The 17,686-nt window shown below is 46.2% G+C and carries 17 protein-coding genes; 2 read left to right on the top strand and 15 right to left on the bottom strand.

Annotated features, from left to right (window positions below; genetic code table 11):
- Nucleotides 1-554: 554 nt before the first annotated feature.
- Entirely contained in the window at nucleotides 555-1,298 is a 744-nt protein-coding gene (locus tag AC6ESO_RS05300; protein ID WP_497090461.1) for a copper amine oxidase N-terminal domain-containing protein, read from the bottom strand.
- Between the two features lie 76 nt (nucleotides 1,299-1,374).
- Complete coding sequence (locus tag AC6ESO_RS05295) at nucleotides 1,375-2,322, bottom strand: phosphotransferase family protein (protein WP_497090460.1); 948 nt, start codon at nucleotides 2,320-2,322, stop codon at nucleotides 1,375-1,377.
- Nucleotides 2,323-2,564: 242 nt separating this feature from the next.
- Here AC6ESO_RS05295 and AC6ESO_RS05290 point away from each other — a divergent pair.
- Nucleotides 2,565-3,913, top strand: a protein-coding gene (locus AC6ESO_RS05290; protein WP_497090459.1) for an IS3 family transposase whose coding sequence is annotated in 2 segments (ribosomal slippage) — nucleotides 2,565-3,009 and nucleotides 3,009-3,913 — 1,350 coding nt in all. Because the reading frame shifts where the segments join, the coding sequence is not laid out codon by codon here.
- 64 nt (nucleotides 3,914-3,977) lie between these two features.
- Here the strand turns inward: AC6ESO_RS05290 and AC6ESO_RS05285 are convergent.
- From AC6ESO_RS05285 to AC6ESO_RS05230, 12 genes are all read right to left on the bottom strand, one after another.
- A complete protein-coding gene (locus tag AC6ESO_RS05285) occupies nucleotides 3,978-4,511 on the bottom strand; it encodes a hypothetical protein (protein ID WP_497090458.1) in 534 nt (177 codons plus the stop codon).
- 209 nt (nucleotides 4,512-4,720) lie between these two features.
- Nucleotides 4,721-4,873 carry a hypothetical protein gene (locus tag AC6ESO_RS05280; RefSeq protein WP_497090457.1) on the bottom strand — a complete coding sequence of 51 codons (153 nt, stop codon included), beginning with the start codon at nucleotides 4,871-4,873 and terminating at the stop codon, nucleotides 4,721-4,723.
- A gap of 459 nt (nucleotides 4,874-5,332) precedes the next feature.
- Entirely contained in the window at nucleotides 5,333-5,713 is a 381-nt protein-coding gene (locus AC6ESO_RS05275) for a YciI family protein (RefSeq protein ID WP_497090456.1), read from the bottom strand.
- A gap of 155 nt (nucleotides 5,714-5,868) precedes the next feature.
- Nucleotides 5,869-7,122, bottom strand: coding sequence for an RNA polymerase sigma factor (locus tag AC6ESO_RS05270; protein ID WP_497090455.1), 1,254 nt, complete (start codon nucleotides 7,120-7,122; stop codon nucleotides 5,869-5,871).
- A gap of 621 nt (nucleotides 7,123-7,743) precedes the next feature.
- Nucleotides 7,744-8,769 carry a polysaccharide deacetylase family protein gene (locus tag AC6ESO_RS05265; RefSeq protein WP_497090454.1) on the bottom strand — a complete coding sequence of 342 codons (1,026 nt, stop codon included), beginning with the start codon at nucleotides 8,767-8,769 and terminating at the stop codon, nucleotides 7,744-7,746.
- A 156-nt stretch (nucleotides 8,770-8,925) separates the two neighbouring features.
- A complete protein-coding gene (locus AC6ESO_RS05260) occupies nucleotides 8,926-9,300 on the bottom strand; it encodes a hypothetical protein (RefSeq protein ID WP_497090453.1) in 375 nt (124 codons plus the stop codon).
- Nucleotides 9,301-9,559: 259 nt separating this feature from the next.
- Nucleotides 9,560-10,129: a dihydrofolate reductase family protein gene (locus AC6ESO_RS05255; protein WP_497090452.1), complete on the bottom strand. Its 570-nt coding sequence runs from the start codon at nucleotides 10,127-10,129 to the stop codon at nucleotides 9,560-9,562.
- Between the two features lie 219 nt (nucleotides 10,130-10,348).
- Nucleotides 10,349-10,582: a hypothetical protein gene (locus tag AC6ESO_RS05250; protein WP_497090451.1), complete on the bottom strand. Its 234-nt coding sequence runs from the start codon at nucleotides 10,580-10,582 to the stop codon at nucleotides 10,349-10,351.
- 236 nt (nucleotides 10,583-10,818) lie between these two features.
- Entirely contained in the window at nucleotides 10,819-11,649 is an 831-nt protein-coding gene (locus AC6ESO_RS05245; RefSeq protein ID WP_497090450.1) for a PPK2 family polyphosphate kinase, read from the bottom strand.
- A 135-nt stretch (nucleotides 11,650-11,784) separates the two neighbouring features.
- Nucleotides 11,785-12,987 carry an alanyl-tRNA editing protein gene (locus AC6ESO_RS05240; RefSeq protein ID WP_497090449.1) on the bottom strand — a complete coding sequence of 401 codons (1,203 nt, stop codon included), beginning with the start codon at nucleotides 12,985-12,987 and terminating at the stop codon, nucleotides 11,785-11,787.
- Between the two features lie 147 nt (nucleotides 12,988-13,134).
- Nucleotides 13,135-13,917: a squalene/phytoene synthase family protein gene (locus AC6ESO_RS05235; RefSeq protein WP_497090448.1), complete on the bottom strand. Its 783-nt coding sequence runs from the start codon at nucleotides 13,915-13,917 to the stop codon at nucleotides 13,135-13,137.
- 337 nt (nucleotides 13,918-14,254) lie between these two features.
- A complete protein-coding gene (locus tag AC6ESO_RS05230; protein WP_497090447.1) occupies nucleotides 14,255-15,139 on the bottom strand; it encodes a glycoside hydrolase family protein in 885 nt (294 codons plus the stop codon).
- A 176-nt stretch (nucleotides 15,140-15,315) separates the two neighbouring features.
- Between AC6ESO_RS05230 and AC6ESO_RS05225 the strand changes: the two genes are divergently transcribed.
- Nucleotides 15,316-15,972 (top strand): DUF1345 domain-containing protein, encoded by a 657-nt coding sequence (locus AC6ESO_RS05225; protein WP_497090446.1) that lies wholly within the window; start codon nucleotides 15,316-15,318, stop codon nucleotides 15,970-15,972.
- Between the two features lie 67 nt (nucleotides 15,973-16,039).
- Here AC6ESO_RS05225 and AC6ESO_RS05220 read toward each other — a convergent pair whose 3' ends face one another.
- Nucleotides 16,040-17,521 carry an aldehyde dehydrogenase family protein gene (locus AC6ESO_RS05220; protein ID WP_497090445.1) on the bottom strand — a complete coding sequence of 494 codons (1,482 nt, stop codon included), beginning with the start codon at nucleotides 17,519-17,521 and terminating at the stop codon, nucleotides 16,040-16,042.
- Nucleotides 17,522-17,686: the final 165 nt, after the last annotated feature.

Genomic DNA, 17,686 nt, shown 5'->3' with positions numbered 1-17,686 from the left:
TTTTGGGATCCGTTCAGCCGGCCAGCGTCGTGGACCCCATTAACATCATACCAAGGAGTCTTTTTATTTCTCAAACCTCGTATTTCTTCATAATAGGAATGCTGCCCGTTAACGTAAGGAAACTGCCGATAACCGGCAGCTTCCTTATACGTGAGTATTCAACTATCGTTCCCCGCTAGCTTAATCGATTTGGTAGTTGCCACCTTTCCTTTTCCTTCATACCCCAGAAGTTAGGACCCCATACAAGAGAATAACAGGGAAACTATATAACATATAAACAGGGGTTATCTGAATAGTATCGAGCAAATAGCCTTGAAAGTTAGTTGCACGCTCACCAAAAGGATTCGACATCGCAAGACCAGGCAATAAACTGAAGATAGGGGTTGTGATTGTCGTGGTTAAAATTTTACCTAATAGAGCTTGTAAAATTCCCCTTTTGAAAGTTACTGCATTCCCCTCCGTCTCTTTAATAGCATTAAAACCTTCCGGAGCATCAGTATCGTGAAGGTCTTTAATGGTTCTCGCCTCCTCATTAAAGCACTGCTTAACCTTACTTAAATGAAACAAGGAGCAGCTGCCGCTACCGGCTTTGTACCCCACTCTCGCTGTTCCGACGACAACAACGGTGAATCTTGCTGCCATTTGGCTACCGGCAGTCCGTCTGCATTTACCTCGAAGTAACTGGTTAGCCCTTTGTAGTCCTCAGTGAACCGCAGCGCCTCCCCTTCAGGGAACGTATATGTCACCGTGAAGCCTTCTCCATTCGATTGTAGCGCGTTCGACGCAATGATCCTACTTAGTTTTGTAACGAGCTTGCGCGCCTCCGTCAGATCCCCACGCATAAGCGTGTTGAATGCCGTCTGACCGACGGGAGTGCGGACAATGGCACGCTTGTCCGTGGAATAATAATAGACGTAAGCGCCAAGCGACTCACTAATGAATCGCAGTGGCACATAAGTGCGACCGTCCTTGTTCACAATGGTCGCGTCCAGTGTCACACGCTTGCCGTCGACCGTTGCGGTCTTTTGTCCCGCTTGGAGAAGAACAATCTTGCGGTTATCCTTGCTGCGCGCCGTGACTGTTCGCGTCTTAGCGTTGTAGGCGTAAGTAAGCCAAGCGGGATCGTCAAGAGAACGCAATTGCACCAACGTACGCCCTTGCACCGTAATAGCGCTGTTCTGCAACTGACCATCGATGAAGACCTGGTTCGGTGTGGGCGTAGCGGCATACGCGGAAGAGCCCATCAAGAGGACGCCTCCCAACGCAGCGGTTACCATCGGTTTGATCCATTTATTCATTGCATTCATGACTCCCAACGAATTCCATATTTTACATTAGATTTGACGTGAGGCACACGAGAAAAATCCCTCGAACTCATGTTGACCATGCAGCTTCAATCCGCTCCAACCATGACTTGGCACTAGCTTTAAACCCCTGGTAGGATTCTTCTCCCCAATGCAGATAGGACACCGAAATGAGCTCGACTGTTTCAAAGAGCTGATAATATAACTCCTTGATATCAAATAATGGTGACAGCTTGCGTAGGTTTGAATAACCTGCCATGAATGCCTGCTGCATTTCCGATGCATCCGTAAATACATCCTTGGAATGCAGCGATTTGAAGTCGAACTCCGGATCGCCGGAAATCGACCACTCCATATCTAGAATAGCGGTAATCTCTCCATCTGCACACAGTATGTTCGCAAAGTGATAGTCGTTGTGAACCAACGATGCTGTTGATATTCCACTGAACAAACTAGTTGCTCTCTTATATACGAAGACATAACGCTCGGCTTCCTCAGGATTTAAAATTCCAAGCTTCAGACAGCGATTGGTTCTTTGCTTCATTCCCTCTACTAGATATTGCTGCCAGTTGTCATATTGATTATTAGACGAGAGAGCAAGCTCTCCAAACTTATCCCGCCCAATACCATGAATTTTGGCAAGCAAAACACCCGAATTGTATGCCATCTTGATTTTTGATTCATCGGAAGCCGTTTCTAATGATTTCCATATATCGATGCCCGGCATCTTCCTTGTAATCAAAATTTCATATGGTAAATGTTCATGACTGTTATCAAATACATAAACATCTGGAACCGGTATGCCTTCCGATTTCATCATTCGAAGCGCTTGTTGCTCATTGTCAAATTTCGGGAGATCCACGTCTCTAGCATTTACTCTAACTACATAATGATCGTTAATAAAAACACAAGGATTCACGATTCCCCGATCCGAATATTCTATACGATCAATTCGTCCGAGACTATGCTTATCGAAGATAGCTTGGATCGTTAAGATATCAAACCTCATAGATTTCATGGCATGTCCTCTCATTCGTCAAGGATTATATGCTGTCGATTTGGAAAGTTGATTCTGTAAATAGCATTCTCCAAATGGATAAAATTTCCTGCCCGTTCGTTCAACAAAGTGCAGACAAGTCGTTTTGGCTTACTGCCTTCAAAATGCGAAGCCTGCTGAACATCGGGTAAAAAAAAGAAAAAATCCGCTGTTTTGAACTGCACCCCATTTGTTAGACATCATCTAACAAGCGGGGTGTTTTTTTGAGTAAGTTTACTGGAGAAGAGAAGTATCAAGCCGTGCAGGCATATTTAAATGGCACGGAGTCTTACAGGGAGATTGGCGCTCGCATCGGTGCAGACAACAAAGTTATTGTAAGATGGGTAGCCCTCTATCGAGTGAATGGTATGGAGGGTTTAACCAAGAGATATTCAAACTACTCAAAAGCGTTTAAAATGGATGTACTGAATTTTATGAACGAGTCAGGGGCGTCCGTTTTAGAAACAGCTGCTAAGTTTAACATTCCAGCACCTTCAACCATTTTGCAGTGGAAGAAGGTTCTAGAGCAGCTAGGTGAAGACGCCCTACAACCAAAGAAAAAGGGGCGTTTACCGATGAAAAAAGAAACAAACAAATCAACTCCCATTGAAGGTTCCGTGGAAGCTTTACATGCAGAATTAGAGCGTCTACGAATGGAGAACGCCTACTTAAAAAAGTTGAATGCCTTAGTTCAAAACAAGGAAAAATTACAAAGCAAGACAAAGCGCAAGTAATCTTTGAGCTAAGGTTAGATTTCCCGTTAACATCGCTGCTTGAGCTCGCTCAGATCCCACGCAGCACGTATTATTTCTGGATCAGATCATTCGATCGCCCAGATAAAGACGCAGCCCTAAAAGCGCGTATCGCAGCGATTTATCATGAGCATAAGGGCCGCTATGGATACCGACGTATCACAAGCGTACTGCGTAATGAGGGAAACCCTGTGAACCATAAGAAGATTCAACGAATTATGCGTGAACAGGGCTTGTCCTGCATTGTACGTAAGAAGAAATATCGTTCGTACAAAGGAAATGTAGGTCAAGTTGCGCCGAACATTCTAGAGAGGAACTTCAGCGCTTCAAAACCGAATGAGAAGTGGGTAACAGATATTACGGAATTCAAGTTATTTGGAGAGAAGCTATACCTATCACCAATACTCGACTTGTTTAATGGAGAAATCATTACCTATACCGTTGAATCCCGCCCCCAATACTCGCTTGTTTCCGGTATGCTGGACAAGGCATTTGAACGATTAGATGATGAAGATAACCTAACTATTCATTCTGACCAGGGCTGGCATTACCAAATGCGTCATTTTCAGAAAGCATTAAAGGAACGTGGAATAACGCAGAGCATGTCACGAAAAGGAAACTGCTACGACAATGCGGTCATGGAAAGCTTCTTTGGTACTTTAAAGTCAGAATTCTTCTATTTACAAGAATTTGAGAGTGTTGAACAGTTTAAAGCAGAACTGGATCAATACATTTCGTATTACAATCACAGTAGAATTAAGGCAAAACTAAAAGGCATGAGCCCCATACAGTACCGGACTCATGCCATAGAAGTAGCCTAATATATAGTGTCTAACTTTTGGGGGTCACATCATTTCAGCGGATTTCTTCTTTCTTTACATTCGATTACAACGGTTGAATGGGATTGTCCTTCAAGATCTCTTCCACTTCTTGGTAGCCATCAAGGTAGGCAAAGTTATATCGCGCTGGAAGTGCGAACACGTATTTGTCATTGCGAGTTAGTTCGCTTGGTCCCATAGGCGCTGCGCCGATGAATAATTTCTCCTGCTGAAGCGCGCTCCATTGATCGATCGTAAAGACATAGATAGGGATGTCCTGTCTAGGCTTGTCAACGGTCCATTCGGGATGACGGATGCCGATGGACGCGCCGCTTTCGATGACCTTACCGTCTGTCGCATCCTGACCTGACCATTTGTCCGTTACGATCGTGTACCCTTTCCAACTGTCCGGCAGCGTGAAACGGAAGCCATATTGGGTATTTTCATAGACGGTTTGGTGAACTTGATTCGCATGTGCAACGACTGGTACTACTTGTTCAGCATGATTCGCTCTGTTTGCGGACACTATTGCCGGTACGGATACGGCGACAACAGCCACCAGCAGCAGCAACGCTGCGGCTCCCTTTTTTTTCTTTTTCATGTTCATTTCCTCCTCAAAAGCTTTTCGTATTTTTTTGACCATAATTCACTACCGTGAGCGGCCAGTGATCTCTAACTCTCCATCAACACTTAGCAAGGGACGTCCCAAAATTGTGCAATTCGTAAATGACGCCGGATTTATTGATGCCAAAGCCGTAGCCGCCTCTTCCCATGCCAAGATTGTGCATTTCGTAATGATTGCCTTTCAAGTCACCGGCCTACATCCGGTTCGCCCCATTCGTAACGAACAGCGGCGACCGTCGTTTGCACGCAATGGCGTTTAATCTTGGAACTTCCCGCAATCAATCCGGTTAAGGCCAGAATGCCGGCTAATTTAAACGAGTGTTTCGATTTGTACAACACATAGAATTTCACCTCTTACTTTATTGGAGACAAGCGACGGTTGGCTTACAACCTCATATTACCCACACCAGCCTCTAAAGGAATGACAGAACGGTAACGAAGCAGTTACAAGTAGGTAACGAAAGATTTTACCCGTAGGAATGACAAAAGATGATGGTTTGGAAGGTTTATCCTTATGCGATATCGACACGGGGCAATATTGAAATTTTGAAATTACAAGGTTAATACTCTTCGCGATGCAACTAAAATAACCAGCCCGTTACTTCAATGAAAACGGCAGCCGATCATAAGGTCGGCTGCCGTTGTTTTATTCTAGAACTATCGTATCCTGTTCGTATTATGAGGTCACCAGATCTTTCTGGGCGACCTCATAAATAATTGAATCCAAATCATTGGTCTGGATGTGTTTCCAAAGGAGAAAGGGCTTTTCTGTCGATACTTACCGTACAACAGTTGATTCTAATCTCTCGATTGAAAGTAATGGATCGGGCGGATCTCAATCCCCCAACCAAATTCCTCGCCCGAAGGCACTTGTACGGTCGGATGTAAAGAAGCAATCCGGATCGCTTCCTCCATGTCCCGTGCTTCAATAAGAAAAGCACTACCGATCATTTCCTTCGTTTCGATAAAAGGACCGTCCATAACCTTTACTCTCCCATTCGCTCGCCGCAAGCATTTTGTTTCGGAAGCTAGTCCAGCATCGATGATCACTTGGCCACTATTATAAAAATTATCCAGATGAGGCGGGCATTCATTCATCAAAGTATCAATCTCGTCCTTTGGGCGGGCATCCATCTTCTCTGAATTCAAGTAACCCAAACACAGGAATTTCATTCTCATTTCTCCTCTAACGTTAAATTGAAGCATTCATTGTTGCCTCTATTTATTCGACGAACGGTAAGCATTAAAAACGACATATTCAAGAAAATAGTTCTCAAAAAAATCTTTCTTTATCTTTACGTAGATCATTCTTCTGCAGGTTTGTTTTTTAGAACCTAGCTTTCGGCGCATTCAGCAGCACGTTTCAATAGCAGTTCTCGCTCACAGGTGTTGCCCGCAAGCGCTGCGGCGCGTTTGAACTCCAATTGAGCATCTCCGAGTCTCCCCAATTTCATAAGAAAATCACCACGGACACTCGGTAATAAATGATAGCCTTTTAAGGAAGGCTCGGATTGCAACCCATCGACGATCTGTAGTCCAATCTCCGGTCCATGCACCATCGATATGGCAACCGCACGATTCAACTCTATGATAGGCGATGCTGTCATTTGGGAGAGTTCATGATAAAGCCCGGATATCCGAACCCAATCTGTCTCCAAAGCGGTTCGGGCTCGGGCGTGACAAGCAGCAATAGCCGCCTGAAGTGAATAAGGGCCGAGTTCCCCGCCAAGTCGCTCGGCACGATCAAGCGATGCTAAACCGCTTTTGATCAGGAAATCATCCCAGAGCGCCCGGTTTTGATCCATCAGCAGAATGGGTTTTCCGGTTGGGTCGACCCGCGCTTTAAATCTCGCCGCTTGGAATTCCATAAGCGCAACCAGCCCATAGATTTCGGGTTCATTTTGTGTGATTTCCGCTAATATACGGCCTAGCCGCAGGGCTTCTTCGCAAAGTAAGGGCCGCAACCACCTATCGCCGGAAGACGCGGAGTATCCTTCGTTAAACATGAGATAGATCACCTCGAGAACCGAGGACAGTCGAGTCGTGAGCTCGGCCTTCGGTGGGACTTCGAATGGAATGCGCATCTCCGAAAGCGTTCGCTTGGCCCGCGTAATTCGTTGTGCGACCGTTGACTCCGGAATGAGGTACGATTTTGCGATTTCCTTGATCGTTAGTCCTCCGAGTAGTCTCAGCGTGAGTGCCGCACGAGCCTCAGGCGACAAAATTGGATGGCAGGTCATGAATATCAGGCGGAGAATATCATCTCCAAAGTAATCATCAAGTCCAAAATCGAAATCCGACTCGTCATACGCGTTCAACTCGTAGCCAAGCTCTTCATATTTGCGATCCCTCAATTTATTTCTTCGCAGCAGATCGATAGCCCGACGTTTTGCAATTGTCATCAGCCAAGCACCCGGATTATCGGGTATGCTTGATTGCGGCCAGCGCTCGAGGGCGATAAGTAGCGAATCTTGTGCAAGATCTTCGGCTAGTCCAACATCTCGCACGATCCGTGTGAGAACTGCAATGATCTTGGCCGATTCACTCCTCCAAATCGCATCGATGGAACGATTTATAGCCTCATCCATTACAATACCCCCTCCCTTACTCCTATTGCACAAGATCAGAACTCTTTTATTTTTCGTGATTTAATGGAAAACCCCTTTATTCTTGAATTTTCTCCCAAAAACTTGCCATTACCAATAATAAGGTTCACCGCGCTTAAAGTATTTGCTAGTAGGGAAAGTGATATATAAAATTGCATTAACCTGCCTGTAACTTCAATAAATAAAAAGAGACCCGCAGCAACGGGCTGCGTGTCTAAAGTGTTTATATTTTAAAAGGGGGTCGAGTTTTATTATAGAGACACTTCATTAAACTGATGAAAATAGGATTTCAATCGTGTTACATTTATAAAACTCTCGTTCCCGTTGGCTTAATCAACTACCGTTATCGATTACAGTCACTATGGACGGGGATACTACGCACAAGTCTTTGCGGTTTATGTCGACTTTTATCCCCTTCATTCTTGGCATAACCTTCCAGTGGACGATAAATCTTCGCCGGCTGCTGTCGCATAGTTACTCTATAGTGCCAACAAAATAAAGGAGTTGCCGGGGCAAGCTCCTCAGTTATCATTCTCTGTTAGAACCAAAGTTATACCGCAGCAAATTCATTATTCATAAGAAACGTCAGGCGTTTAACGATTATTATGCTGCTGAGATTAATGGGGAAGCAGGAATGTGAATCTGCTTTAGCTTAGGCTGATTCGGCTGCATACTTCTCATTATGGATCTGAATATCGATGCCGCCGTCAAGCTCGGCGAACCTGCGTTGATGCGAGGCAGTAACATAGGGTCCGTCTTCCGTGTTGCGAGCCCGGATTGGACCGTAAAGGCGTAACGGATGCCGTTGCTTCTTAAAACTTTAATTGCGGTAGGCGTATATAGCCCGTAAGGATAAGCGAAGGTATCGATCCGACGGATATTTAGCATTTTTAACTTGGCGATGCTCAATTTCGTGTCGTCGTCGATTCGGTGCAACTGCTGTGCCTTCGTTTCTTTAACGCCCTTCTGCACCAAGTAGGCTGTTAAGCCGTCGTGCCTCCGGTCTGTTTTGTAGTGAAGCGAATCGGTATGTGCCTGTACCTCAATGTCAGGATCCGATACGACCATATCGGTAATCTCTTTAGCAGTCATATGGGGGATATACACATCTGCATGCTTGCTAAAATCCCCCGTAATGACAAAACAAACACCGCCGATCGAACGCTGTTTCATAACTGGGTATGCATAGTTGTAAAAGCTTTCGTAGCCGTCGTCAAACGTTACTAAAGCAGCATTATCCGGCACGCTGCCTCCCGCCATATATTTTCGAAATTGCTCCAGCGTGATGAAATGAATGCCTCGCGTCATCAGGTCGTCCAGCACTTGTGAAAATTTCCGCGGAGTAATAATATCCCCGCCTTTGGACACCGGATCAATATCGTGGAACATCAAGACAGCCACTTTATCGTGGTAATAAATGGAATGCAGGGTGCTTCCATTCGTCGTTTTTATTTGAGTTGGTTTCTCTGAGCGTGTTGCCCGAGTTCTTGCTTCAGCAGTGACGGATCGGACAGTACTGGAAGGACGAAACAAATGCATTTGAAGGATATGAGGATTAATTCCAACGAAAATCAGCGAGATGAACGCAAAGAAGAAGACAGCCCTCGATTTGTAAATCTTTCTGTGCATACGCTACCCATCCCACTTTCAAGTTCTATATGTTCTCCTATCCAAAATATCACGGAAACATTAAAAGAACCTGAAACACTAAAGAACTTAATCCTATAAAGAAAAAAGCCCGCGTTTGCGCGGACTTCTTACGGACACTTTCAATCGACACTAGCCTCATCCGATGATGCGGCCGAAACTATTTCGGTGATACAGAATCGGAGCGCTGTTACTTCTGCTCGCTTTCTTTTGCACCACCACCTCGTGAAGCCGCTCCGTCAACTCCCTGAACCATTCTTCGTCGCGCGTGGCCAGCGCCAGCTCGATAAAGTCTAGGATCGGCTCCTCGTAATCCAACAGCTGCACCGCCGGATGCCCCTTTATCCAGCTGCTCAACACAGTGACCGTAGTGCCGACCGCCGCATCGTGATCGGATTGAACGACATAAACGCTTGCAGTGTTTTGTTTTTCGTTCATCGACGTAATAAATCCTTGAATTAGTTCCCCGTCCTTCGTTCTGCCTTGTACCCAATCACTGATCGCAAAGCTCATCGTCAGCACCACCTATCATTAGAATGGACAAATAACTGTATAAATTTCAGTTACAGTTTAACTAAAAAAAAAGGACGATAAATAAGCAGTTTGCCCGACTAGCCGTCCTTCTTTCTTCTTATTACTGTAATTATATTGGTTACAGTTTTAAATGTCAAGGAGTCCGTTTCGGTATTTACATAAATATGCCGTCACCCCGTTAGCTCATTAATAAAGGCTGCCGGTTTGGGCCGGCAGCCTTGTGTGTTGAACTATCGTTCTATTTCTCCAACTCATAGCGGGCTGCGATAATGCCCGAATTGAACGTTCGGCTGGACAGCAGCTTGAGCTTGATTTTCTCGCCGTCGCCGTGGAATACCGATTTTCCGCCGCCCAAGATGACCGGACAAATCGTCAGCAGGAATTCGTCGATCAAGCCGAGCTCAAGCAACGTCTTCGCCGCCCCCGGACTTCCGAAGATGACGAGATTTTTGCCTGGCTGCTCCTTGAGCGTCTTGATTTCCTCTGCGATATTGTCCTTGATCAGCATCGTATTGTTCCATTCGGCAGCGTCCATCGAGCCGGAAATGACGATCTTCTTAACATCCTGCAGCCACGTGGCATGCTCGATACCGTGTTTCGACGCATTCGGATCGTCCAGCACCGTGGGCCAGTAGCTCTCCATCAATCGATATGTCGTGCGTCCGTATACGGGAGAGCCCACTTCGGCTACGACCTCCTCGGCGTATTTCTCTAATTCCTCGTTGTACGGAATCCAATCGAGTCCTCCTTTCGAATCCGACGCATACCCGTCCAGTGACACATGCATGAACAATACGAGTTTTCTCATGTTTGCTTCCTCCTCCGATTTCGATTGTTTCAAGTGGAAATCTAAATCTTCTTCGAAGACAAGTTGTTGATTATCTTAGTATACTACTTATTAAACTAACCTGCCCGATCGTAGTGAAGCGCTGCCAATTGTATATTGTCGAAAATGCCACATTTCTGCGGTTACCCAGGAAATATTCATGAAAAAAGCCGGCTTTATTATCAGCCGACTTCAGTATGTTCATTTCCATTTTTCCTTCATTTGTCTTCTCAATTCGGCATTCTCTAACCGCAGTTTCTCGAGCTCGCTTCTTACCGCGCGCATCAAAGAATTCAGCCCGAATCCGATCATGAACAAAACTAGACCAACTATAGATACGCTTCCTGCAGCCGCTAATTCTAACAAAAAAAAGAAGATGCCGAGTCCAATAAGAATGAGCGAAATGATTTTGACGCTTCTTAACGAGTCGTACATGATGATGCCACTCCATTCAAATGACGCCATTTCTTTTACGAATACGCTTAACTTGATTTCAATATTCTATGTGCATAAATTCAATATGTGTTCGCATACCTTCTTTGCGTATTTACAGCCTATTTTCGCCGAATGGAAGTTCTTATAAATAGTAAAAAAGGAGCGACGCCGATTGCGTCACTCCTTCTATTTCCCAACTAGTTGTGATTTTTCGTCCACGATGGTTGGTCCTTCAACTATCGGGACAGGGAGGCGTTGGATTGGAGTTGCTCCAGAAGCTTTCGTGTTTCGATGTCCGGTTCCGGATAAGAAAGGTCCAACTTCTCCAGGGAATGTACAATAGTCCGGAGCACCAAGTAGTCGCGGAACCATCGTTCATTGGCTGGGACGATATGCCACGGAGCGTGATTGGTTGCCGTATATCGGAAAGCATCCTCGTATGCTTCAATATAGGAATCCCAGTAATGCCGCTCGTTGAGATCGCTTGGGTCAAATTTCCATAATTTCTCCGGGTTGCTCAGCCGTTCGCGGATTTTCTCGAGCTGAAATTCGGGCGAAATATGCAGGAAAATTTTGATCAGCAACACGCCATTGTTCGTTAGAAGCTTCTCGAAATGACGTATATGCTTCATCCGGGTTGCTGCTTCCTCGTCCTGAATCAAACCGTGCACACGGGTGATGAGCACTTCCTCATAATAAGAACGATTAAATGCGGTAATATAGCCTTTGGCAGGGACAACCTTATGCGCTCTCCATAAGAAGTCATGAGCAGACTCTTCAAGAGTCGGTTTCTTAAAACTCTCCGCCCGAAAGCCCTGAGGATTCAGGTTGGACAGTACTTTCTTGATGACGCCGTCCTTCCCGCTGCAATCCATCCCCTGGAATAAAACGAGCACGCCATTCGTCTTCGAGGCAAACAGCTTGTCCTGCAGATTGCGAAGCTTCCGTTCCATGTGTTCGAATTCTTCTTGAATTTCTTCTTTGCTTGCATAACCGCCTGTATCGTTTGGATCGAAGTGACTCAGACCGTGCTTGATACCTTTGGTCAGCCGATAGTTTTTCAACATAAGAGACCTCCTCAGACACTTCTTTATTTCTGGACGAATATTCGAGATGATAGCATCAAAACCCGTCTCGATCATTTTGTTCGATCTTACTGAAAAATTTAACCATACGAACAAAAAATGAATCGAGAGATGCGTTTAACGTTCTCCGTTAACGTAACGGCCAACACTACTCATGAACATAACTCTTGCGAATTCGTAGAACGCCAACGCTTCATTCAAAGTCCCGAAGCCAGCCTGCGCCATGGTGCTGCTGCCTCCGCCTTTGCCGCCGTACGCCCCTAGATGTTCTTTAAAAAATGCGCCGCAAGACCGCTCGAATTCCCCGCTATGCGACAGCACCACTTTGAAATCCGCAAGATCGGCGAGCAGCACGGGATCATTGGTCATTGACGTCAGTTTTATCGCCAGGTTTTGCAAATCTTTCAAAGGCTTGTTCTCAAACTGATGCGCGATCATGCAGCTTTCATGTCGTTCCAAGAGCTCCCGTGCGACAAAAGCATCATTCTGCTCCTTGAGCGCGGCCATTTCCGTTTGAAGCTGCTTCTGCTCTTGCTCCAACTTCTCAACGCGAGCGACAATATCATCTTTCCCGGCATTGAATTTTAGAGATAACTTCCCTATAATCCCCAAGCAATCGTTAAATTCCGTTAAGGCACGGTTACCGCATTTGAATGAAATTCGCGTATTCCCTTTCATCTTCTCGGTTCTCAGCAGCTTGATCAGCCCAATTCCACCCGTAGACGAGACATGCGTCCCGCCGCACGCATTGTATTCCACGTTCTCAATCTCGACAATCCGTACGGTCCCAGACACTTTTGGCGGCTTTGCCAGCGGCAAACGGCTAGCCTCCTCCTCGGAAACCATATAACTGGCAATTCGGTGATTATCGTAGATGGCCTGGTTCACTTCCCATTCCAGATGGGATAACTGCTCCGGGGTTAGCTCAGGCTTTTCAACATCGATTGTTGCGGATTCAATCCCCAGATGAAAACTTAGCGTCATTGCATCAAATAACTTTAGGCAAACCGCTGACAACAGATGCTGACCGCTATGCTGCTGCATATGATCGAACCTTCGCTGCCAATCAATCCGGCATGACGCCGCCTTACCCTCCGGCAATCGTTCTACTTTATGCAGCACTTCATCTTCCTCGCTTATAACATCCAATACGGCGACGCCGTTGATCGTTCCCGTATCGCAAGGTTGGCCCCCACCATGAGGGTAAAATGCGCTTTCCTCCAAGAGGATGTACCATCCATCCTCTCTCTTGACCGATTTCGTAATCGTTGTTTCCCATTCGGTTACATAGGAAGAATTATAATACAGTCTAATTGTCATCGTTCATTCCCATTTCTTTCGCATAATGACTTCTCATTCTATTTTATCCTAATGACTCCGAATTAATAGGTCTTTCACAACAACAAACAGAAAAGAAGCCGTTACACGCAACGGCTTCTTTTTCACTACTTTATAACGTTAATCCTATTATCCGGTCACACGACTCACAATTTTCAGAACGGAATCTCTTGTTAATTTACTTCCGCCAATAGCGATGAGGTTTACCGTAGCATGGGCTAATGCAAGAGGCACCTTGCAAAATTTCAACGCCGGACCATCTTTCAAGTCTGCGATATAAGAGTCGGCATCTTGTAAATTGCGTCGCGTATACTGCTGCATTTCCTTGAATCCCCATCCGGTAGGAAAGAAGTCAACGCCACGTTTAATATCCTCCGTTCTATTTCGGAGAATATTCACGGCCTGCAAACCTCTTCCGAAAGCAACCGCCTTCGTTAAATCGGATTCAGTTCCGTCATGCCATAACCAAAGTTCTGAAAGCATTTCTCCTACCATGCCAGCCACGCTATACGTATAACGATCCAAATCTTCTTCCGTATGAATATGCCACCCGCTATGAACCCATTCGGACATTTGTAAAGCCATCTTTGCGATGTAACGATTTACGATTGGGGCTGCCGTGGAAGGACAAAGAACGACCCACTCATCGAGTCGCATCGTAACTGCTGGCAATACCTCTCGAAACGGCGATAGTACTTGTTGTATGGCCTCAGTAACATGCGGCGATTGGAATGCATCGTTTAACCCGATTAATAGCTCCACTTTCAATTTATCGGAAAGATCTTCATGATCCTCTATTTCATCTATTGCACGCATGCACAGATAGGCAGATGTTACAGCTTCCTTCAACCCTACATCCAAGCGGCTGATCGGAATATAAAAAGTGCGACTCGTTTTTTTCAGCATGGCCATTGCATCATTCAAGAATTCGTTATTAATGTGTAATCCCTCCAAGCATTAGTATAGCTATTATATATCCGATAACATGCGATAATAGTCAATCTAGTAAACATACCATTTCCTCGAAAAATTGCAATATATTTATGTAGTGAAGTAAAAGAAACATGCCGATTACCTCAATTAACAAAAAGAGAGCCGCAGCAACGGGCTGCGGATCTAAAGTGTATATTTTAAAAGGGGGTCAAGGTTTATTATAGATCCCTTTCCTTAAACCGAGATGAAAATTGGATGTCAATCGTGTTACATTTTAGAATACGCTCGTTCCTCGTTGTTCTTATGAGTTATACCGTTACTCCAACTGCCACTCCAACCGTGCAATTGAAACCGCTCCTTCATGCGGAATCCCTTTGCCAGGCCAGCCGCACGTCGTAATATACCAAGATTCCGTATCCGCGTCGTACACAACCTCAGAGGCATGTCCAAACAACCTAGCAACGACCATGGGATTGTCAGGTTGACCATTGAAATCCCCGAAGTCATACGGGTTTGGGGAACGAAACACAAGGGTTTGGTTGTAAGTGTCGTCACTGCAATCCGTATAGGTAATTAACAGATAATAGGCATCATGATATCGCACGACGAACGGAGACTCTGTCGCCCCCCAACCCGGCTTTAATGCTGCAGCACCGGAGGTTGTCAATGCATACTGCACGAATCTCCAGCTAATCAGATCGTTAGATACCAATACCGAGATGCAGCCGTAGCCCTCTTCGTCTATTCCGGTAACATACATAGCCCAAGTATAATTGTTAATCTGGATGAGCATATGGTCGCGATGGCAAGAATCAATCGGAGTCCCGATTAGCTGCACCTCATGGTTGATCCAATGATCAAGATCCGGGGAGACTGCCATCTTGGCAGGAGCAGGGCCGTAATACATATAATATCGATTATTATAGGCAATCGCACCTGGTGCCCATGCCCGAGTGCCATGGTCGATCGTCTTCTTTTCGGAAGTAAAAGGTCGGTCTAGCTTGTTGCCCCAACCATGCGTAAAGTATCGTTCATGTTCTGGATTGATATGGGATGTCGGTGCCGTTATTCCAATCACGTGCCATGCTCCATCACGAGCTCGAACCAGAGTATGATCATTCACATAACATCCCGTTTTTTCCGGCTTGAATAAGACTTTCCATTCACTCGTTATGACCGGTTTATACAGTTGCTGCGTCATTTCCTATCACTCCTGCTTATTCATTGGTAACCCAACATAAGGCTGGAACCATTTTAGCATGGAGCAGCAGCAATCGAAGTGTTGTTTTTGTACGCACAAGGTGGAGTTTTGTCTGCTATTCTGCGATATTATAGAAGTAATCAGATAATACCGAATTCGAAAACGAGGTGTATCCCTTGCCGGATAAGCAAACCCGCTCAACGGAACAGCGCCACCATATCCGCATCCCCCGTTCCGCCTTTTTCGCAGCGGTTGTCATCATCGGGCTGCTGCTTAGTCTCATCGCCGAGAAATTAAACGCAATCCCGAGTTGGATCGTAATTCTCATCCTCTCTATGCTGCTGGTTCCGTTGACCGTCAGTGTGATGAGAGGTCATCATGGCTGGACACGGATACTTGGGCTTGGAATGGCTGGTGTAATAACACTGGGACTGGTTACCAGCTTGGCATTTCTGCTATATGCCTTGTTCAATCATACGACTACCGCGGCTGATTTGTTCGGAAGCGCCGCTTTGCTATGGATATGCAACATTGGCGTATTCGCCGTCTGGTATTGGGAAATCGACCGCGGCGGTCCGTTAAAGAGGCATAGCGGAACAAGTGAGCGTCCCGATTTTTTATTCCCGCAGATGACCTTTGAACTCACAGGATGGACGCCATGGATACCCATGTTTCTGGACTACTTATATCTTGCTTTTAACACGAACACCGCCTTCAGCCCGACGGATACGATGGTTTTGTCGAGAAGAGCAAAACTCCTTATGATGGTCCAATCCTGCATTTCGCTCGTGATTGTCGCTGTATTGGCAGCGCGGGCGATCAACATCGCGTAAGTTGTCCGGTTCGATGAAAATAAAGGAACAGAAAAGAGCTTTGGCGGCATCGCCAAAGCTCTCCTTGTTATTGCATATTAATCCAAACGCTTTTGACTTCGGTATAATTGCGAAGCGCGTAGTCGCCCATTTCGCGTCCGATGCCTGATTGTTTATACCCGCCAAACGGAGACGCGGCGTCAAACACGTTATAACAGTTGACCCACACCGTGCCTGCCCGAAGCCGGTTAGCGACGTAGTGCGCATTTTTGAGGTTCTCGGTCCATAGTCCGGCGGCAAGTCCGTATTCACTGTTATTGGCACTTTCGATTACATCATCGATGGATTCGAATGGAATCGCGCATATAACCGGACCAAAGATCTCTTCGCGGGCAATGGTCATCGACTCGTCAACGGCAGCAAAGATCGTCGGTTTGACATAGTAGCCTGCATCGAAGCGATCCTCCCCACCGCAAACAAGCTCCGCACCTTCTACACGTCCTTGGCGAATATAGCCGAGGACCTTCTGCTGTTGCTCCAGTGACACAAGCGGACCCATTTCCGTATCTGCGGAAATGCCGGGTCCCTGCTTGATTTTTGCCGCATAGGACGCCATGTCAGCAACCACGTTGTCGTAAGCTTTCTTCTGCACAAACACGCGGCTGCCCGCGCAGCACACCTGTCCTTGGTTAAACATTACGCCGGAAAGCGCGCCGGGAATGGCGCGGGAGAGATCGGCATCCGGCAAAATAATGTTCGGCGATTTACCGCCAAGCTCCAGAGTGACACGTTTGACACGGTCCGCCGCTTGACGCGCGATGAGTTTGCCGACCTCGGTAGATCCGGTAAAGGCGATTTTATTCACGTCAGGGTGATTAACAAGAGCCTGACCTGCCGTTTCGCCAAAGCCAGTAACAATGTTAACGACACCATCCGGAAAACCGGCCTCTTGAATAAGCCTTGCCAAATAAAGCGCGGAAAGCGGAGTTTGCTCTGCTGGCTTTAATACGACAGTGCAGCCTGCGGCAAGGGCTGGACCCAGTTTCCATGCCGCCATTAACAGCGGGAAATTCCAAGGTATGATTTGTCCGACAACTCCGACAGGCTCATGGCGGGTATAGTTGAAATACTCGCCGGCAACAGGTATCGTTTGTCCGGTAATTTTGGTTGCCCATCCACCGTAATATCGGAAATGATCTATCGCAAGCGGAAGATCGGCTGCTCGCGTTTCGCGGATTGGTTTTCCGTTGTCTAACGACTCGAGCTGCGCAATCTCTTCGCGGTTTGTTTCAATTAAATCGGCAAGCTTAAACAAGTGACGACCGCGCTCAGAGGCGCTCATCGTACGCCAAGGACCGTTCTCAAAAGCTCTTCTTGCCGCAGCAACGGCGAGGTTGATATCCTCTTCTTTGCCTTCGTGCACCCGTGCAAGCGGTTCTCCGGTTGCCGGGTTGTAACTTACGAATGTTTGGCCTTCCACCGAAGGCACAAATTGACCATTGATGAATAGGAGCTGCGGCTGCTTGAGTCGATTTTCAATCGATTGGTTTACTTTAACTTCCTGTGTCATTAGTTGACATCCCTCCATTAAGAGCTTGTATTTTCACTACACTCACAAATATATGGGAGAATGTCCATTTTAATAACTGACATCTATCGTAAGCTTCTACAGCCTGCCGCAAAGCAAAAAGAGATGGCACAAGTGTCATCTCTTTTTGTTCTTTGTACCCATTAG

The organism is Paenibacillus rhizoryzae (assembly GCF_059686995.1).
Note: the sequence above shows the minus strand (reverse complement) of the source record. Positions and strands in the feature narration are given on the sequence as shown.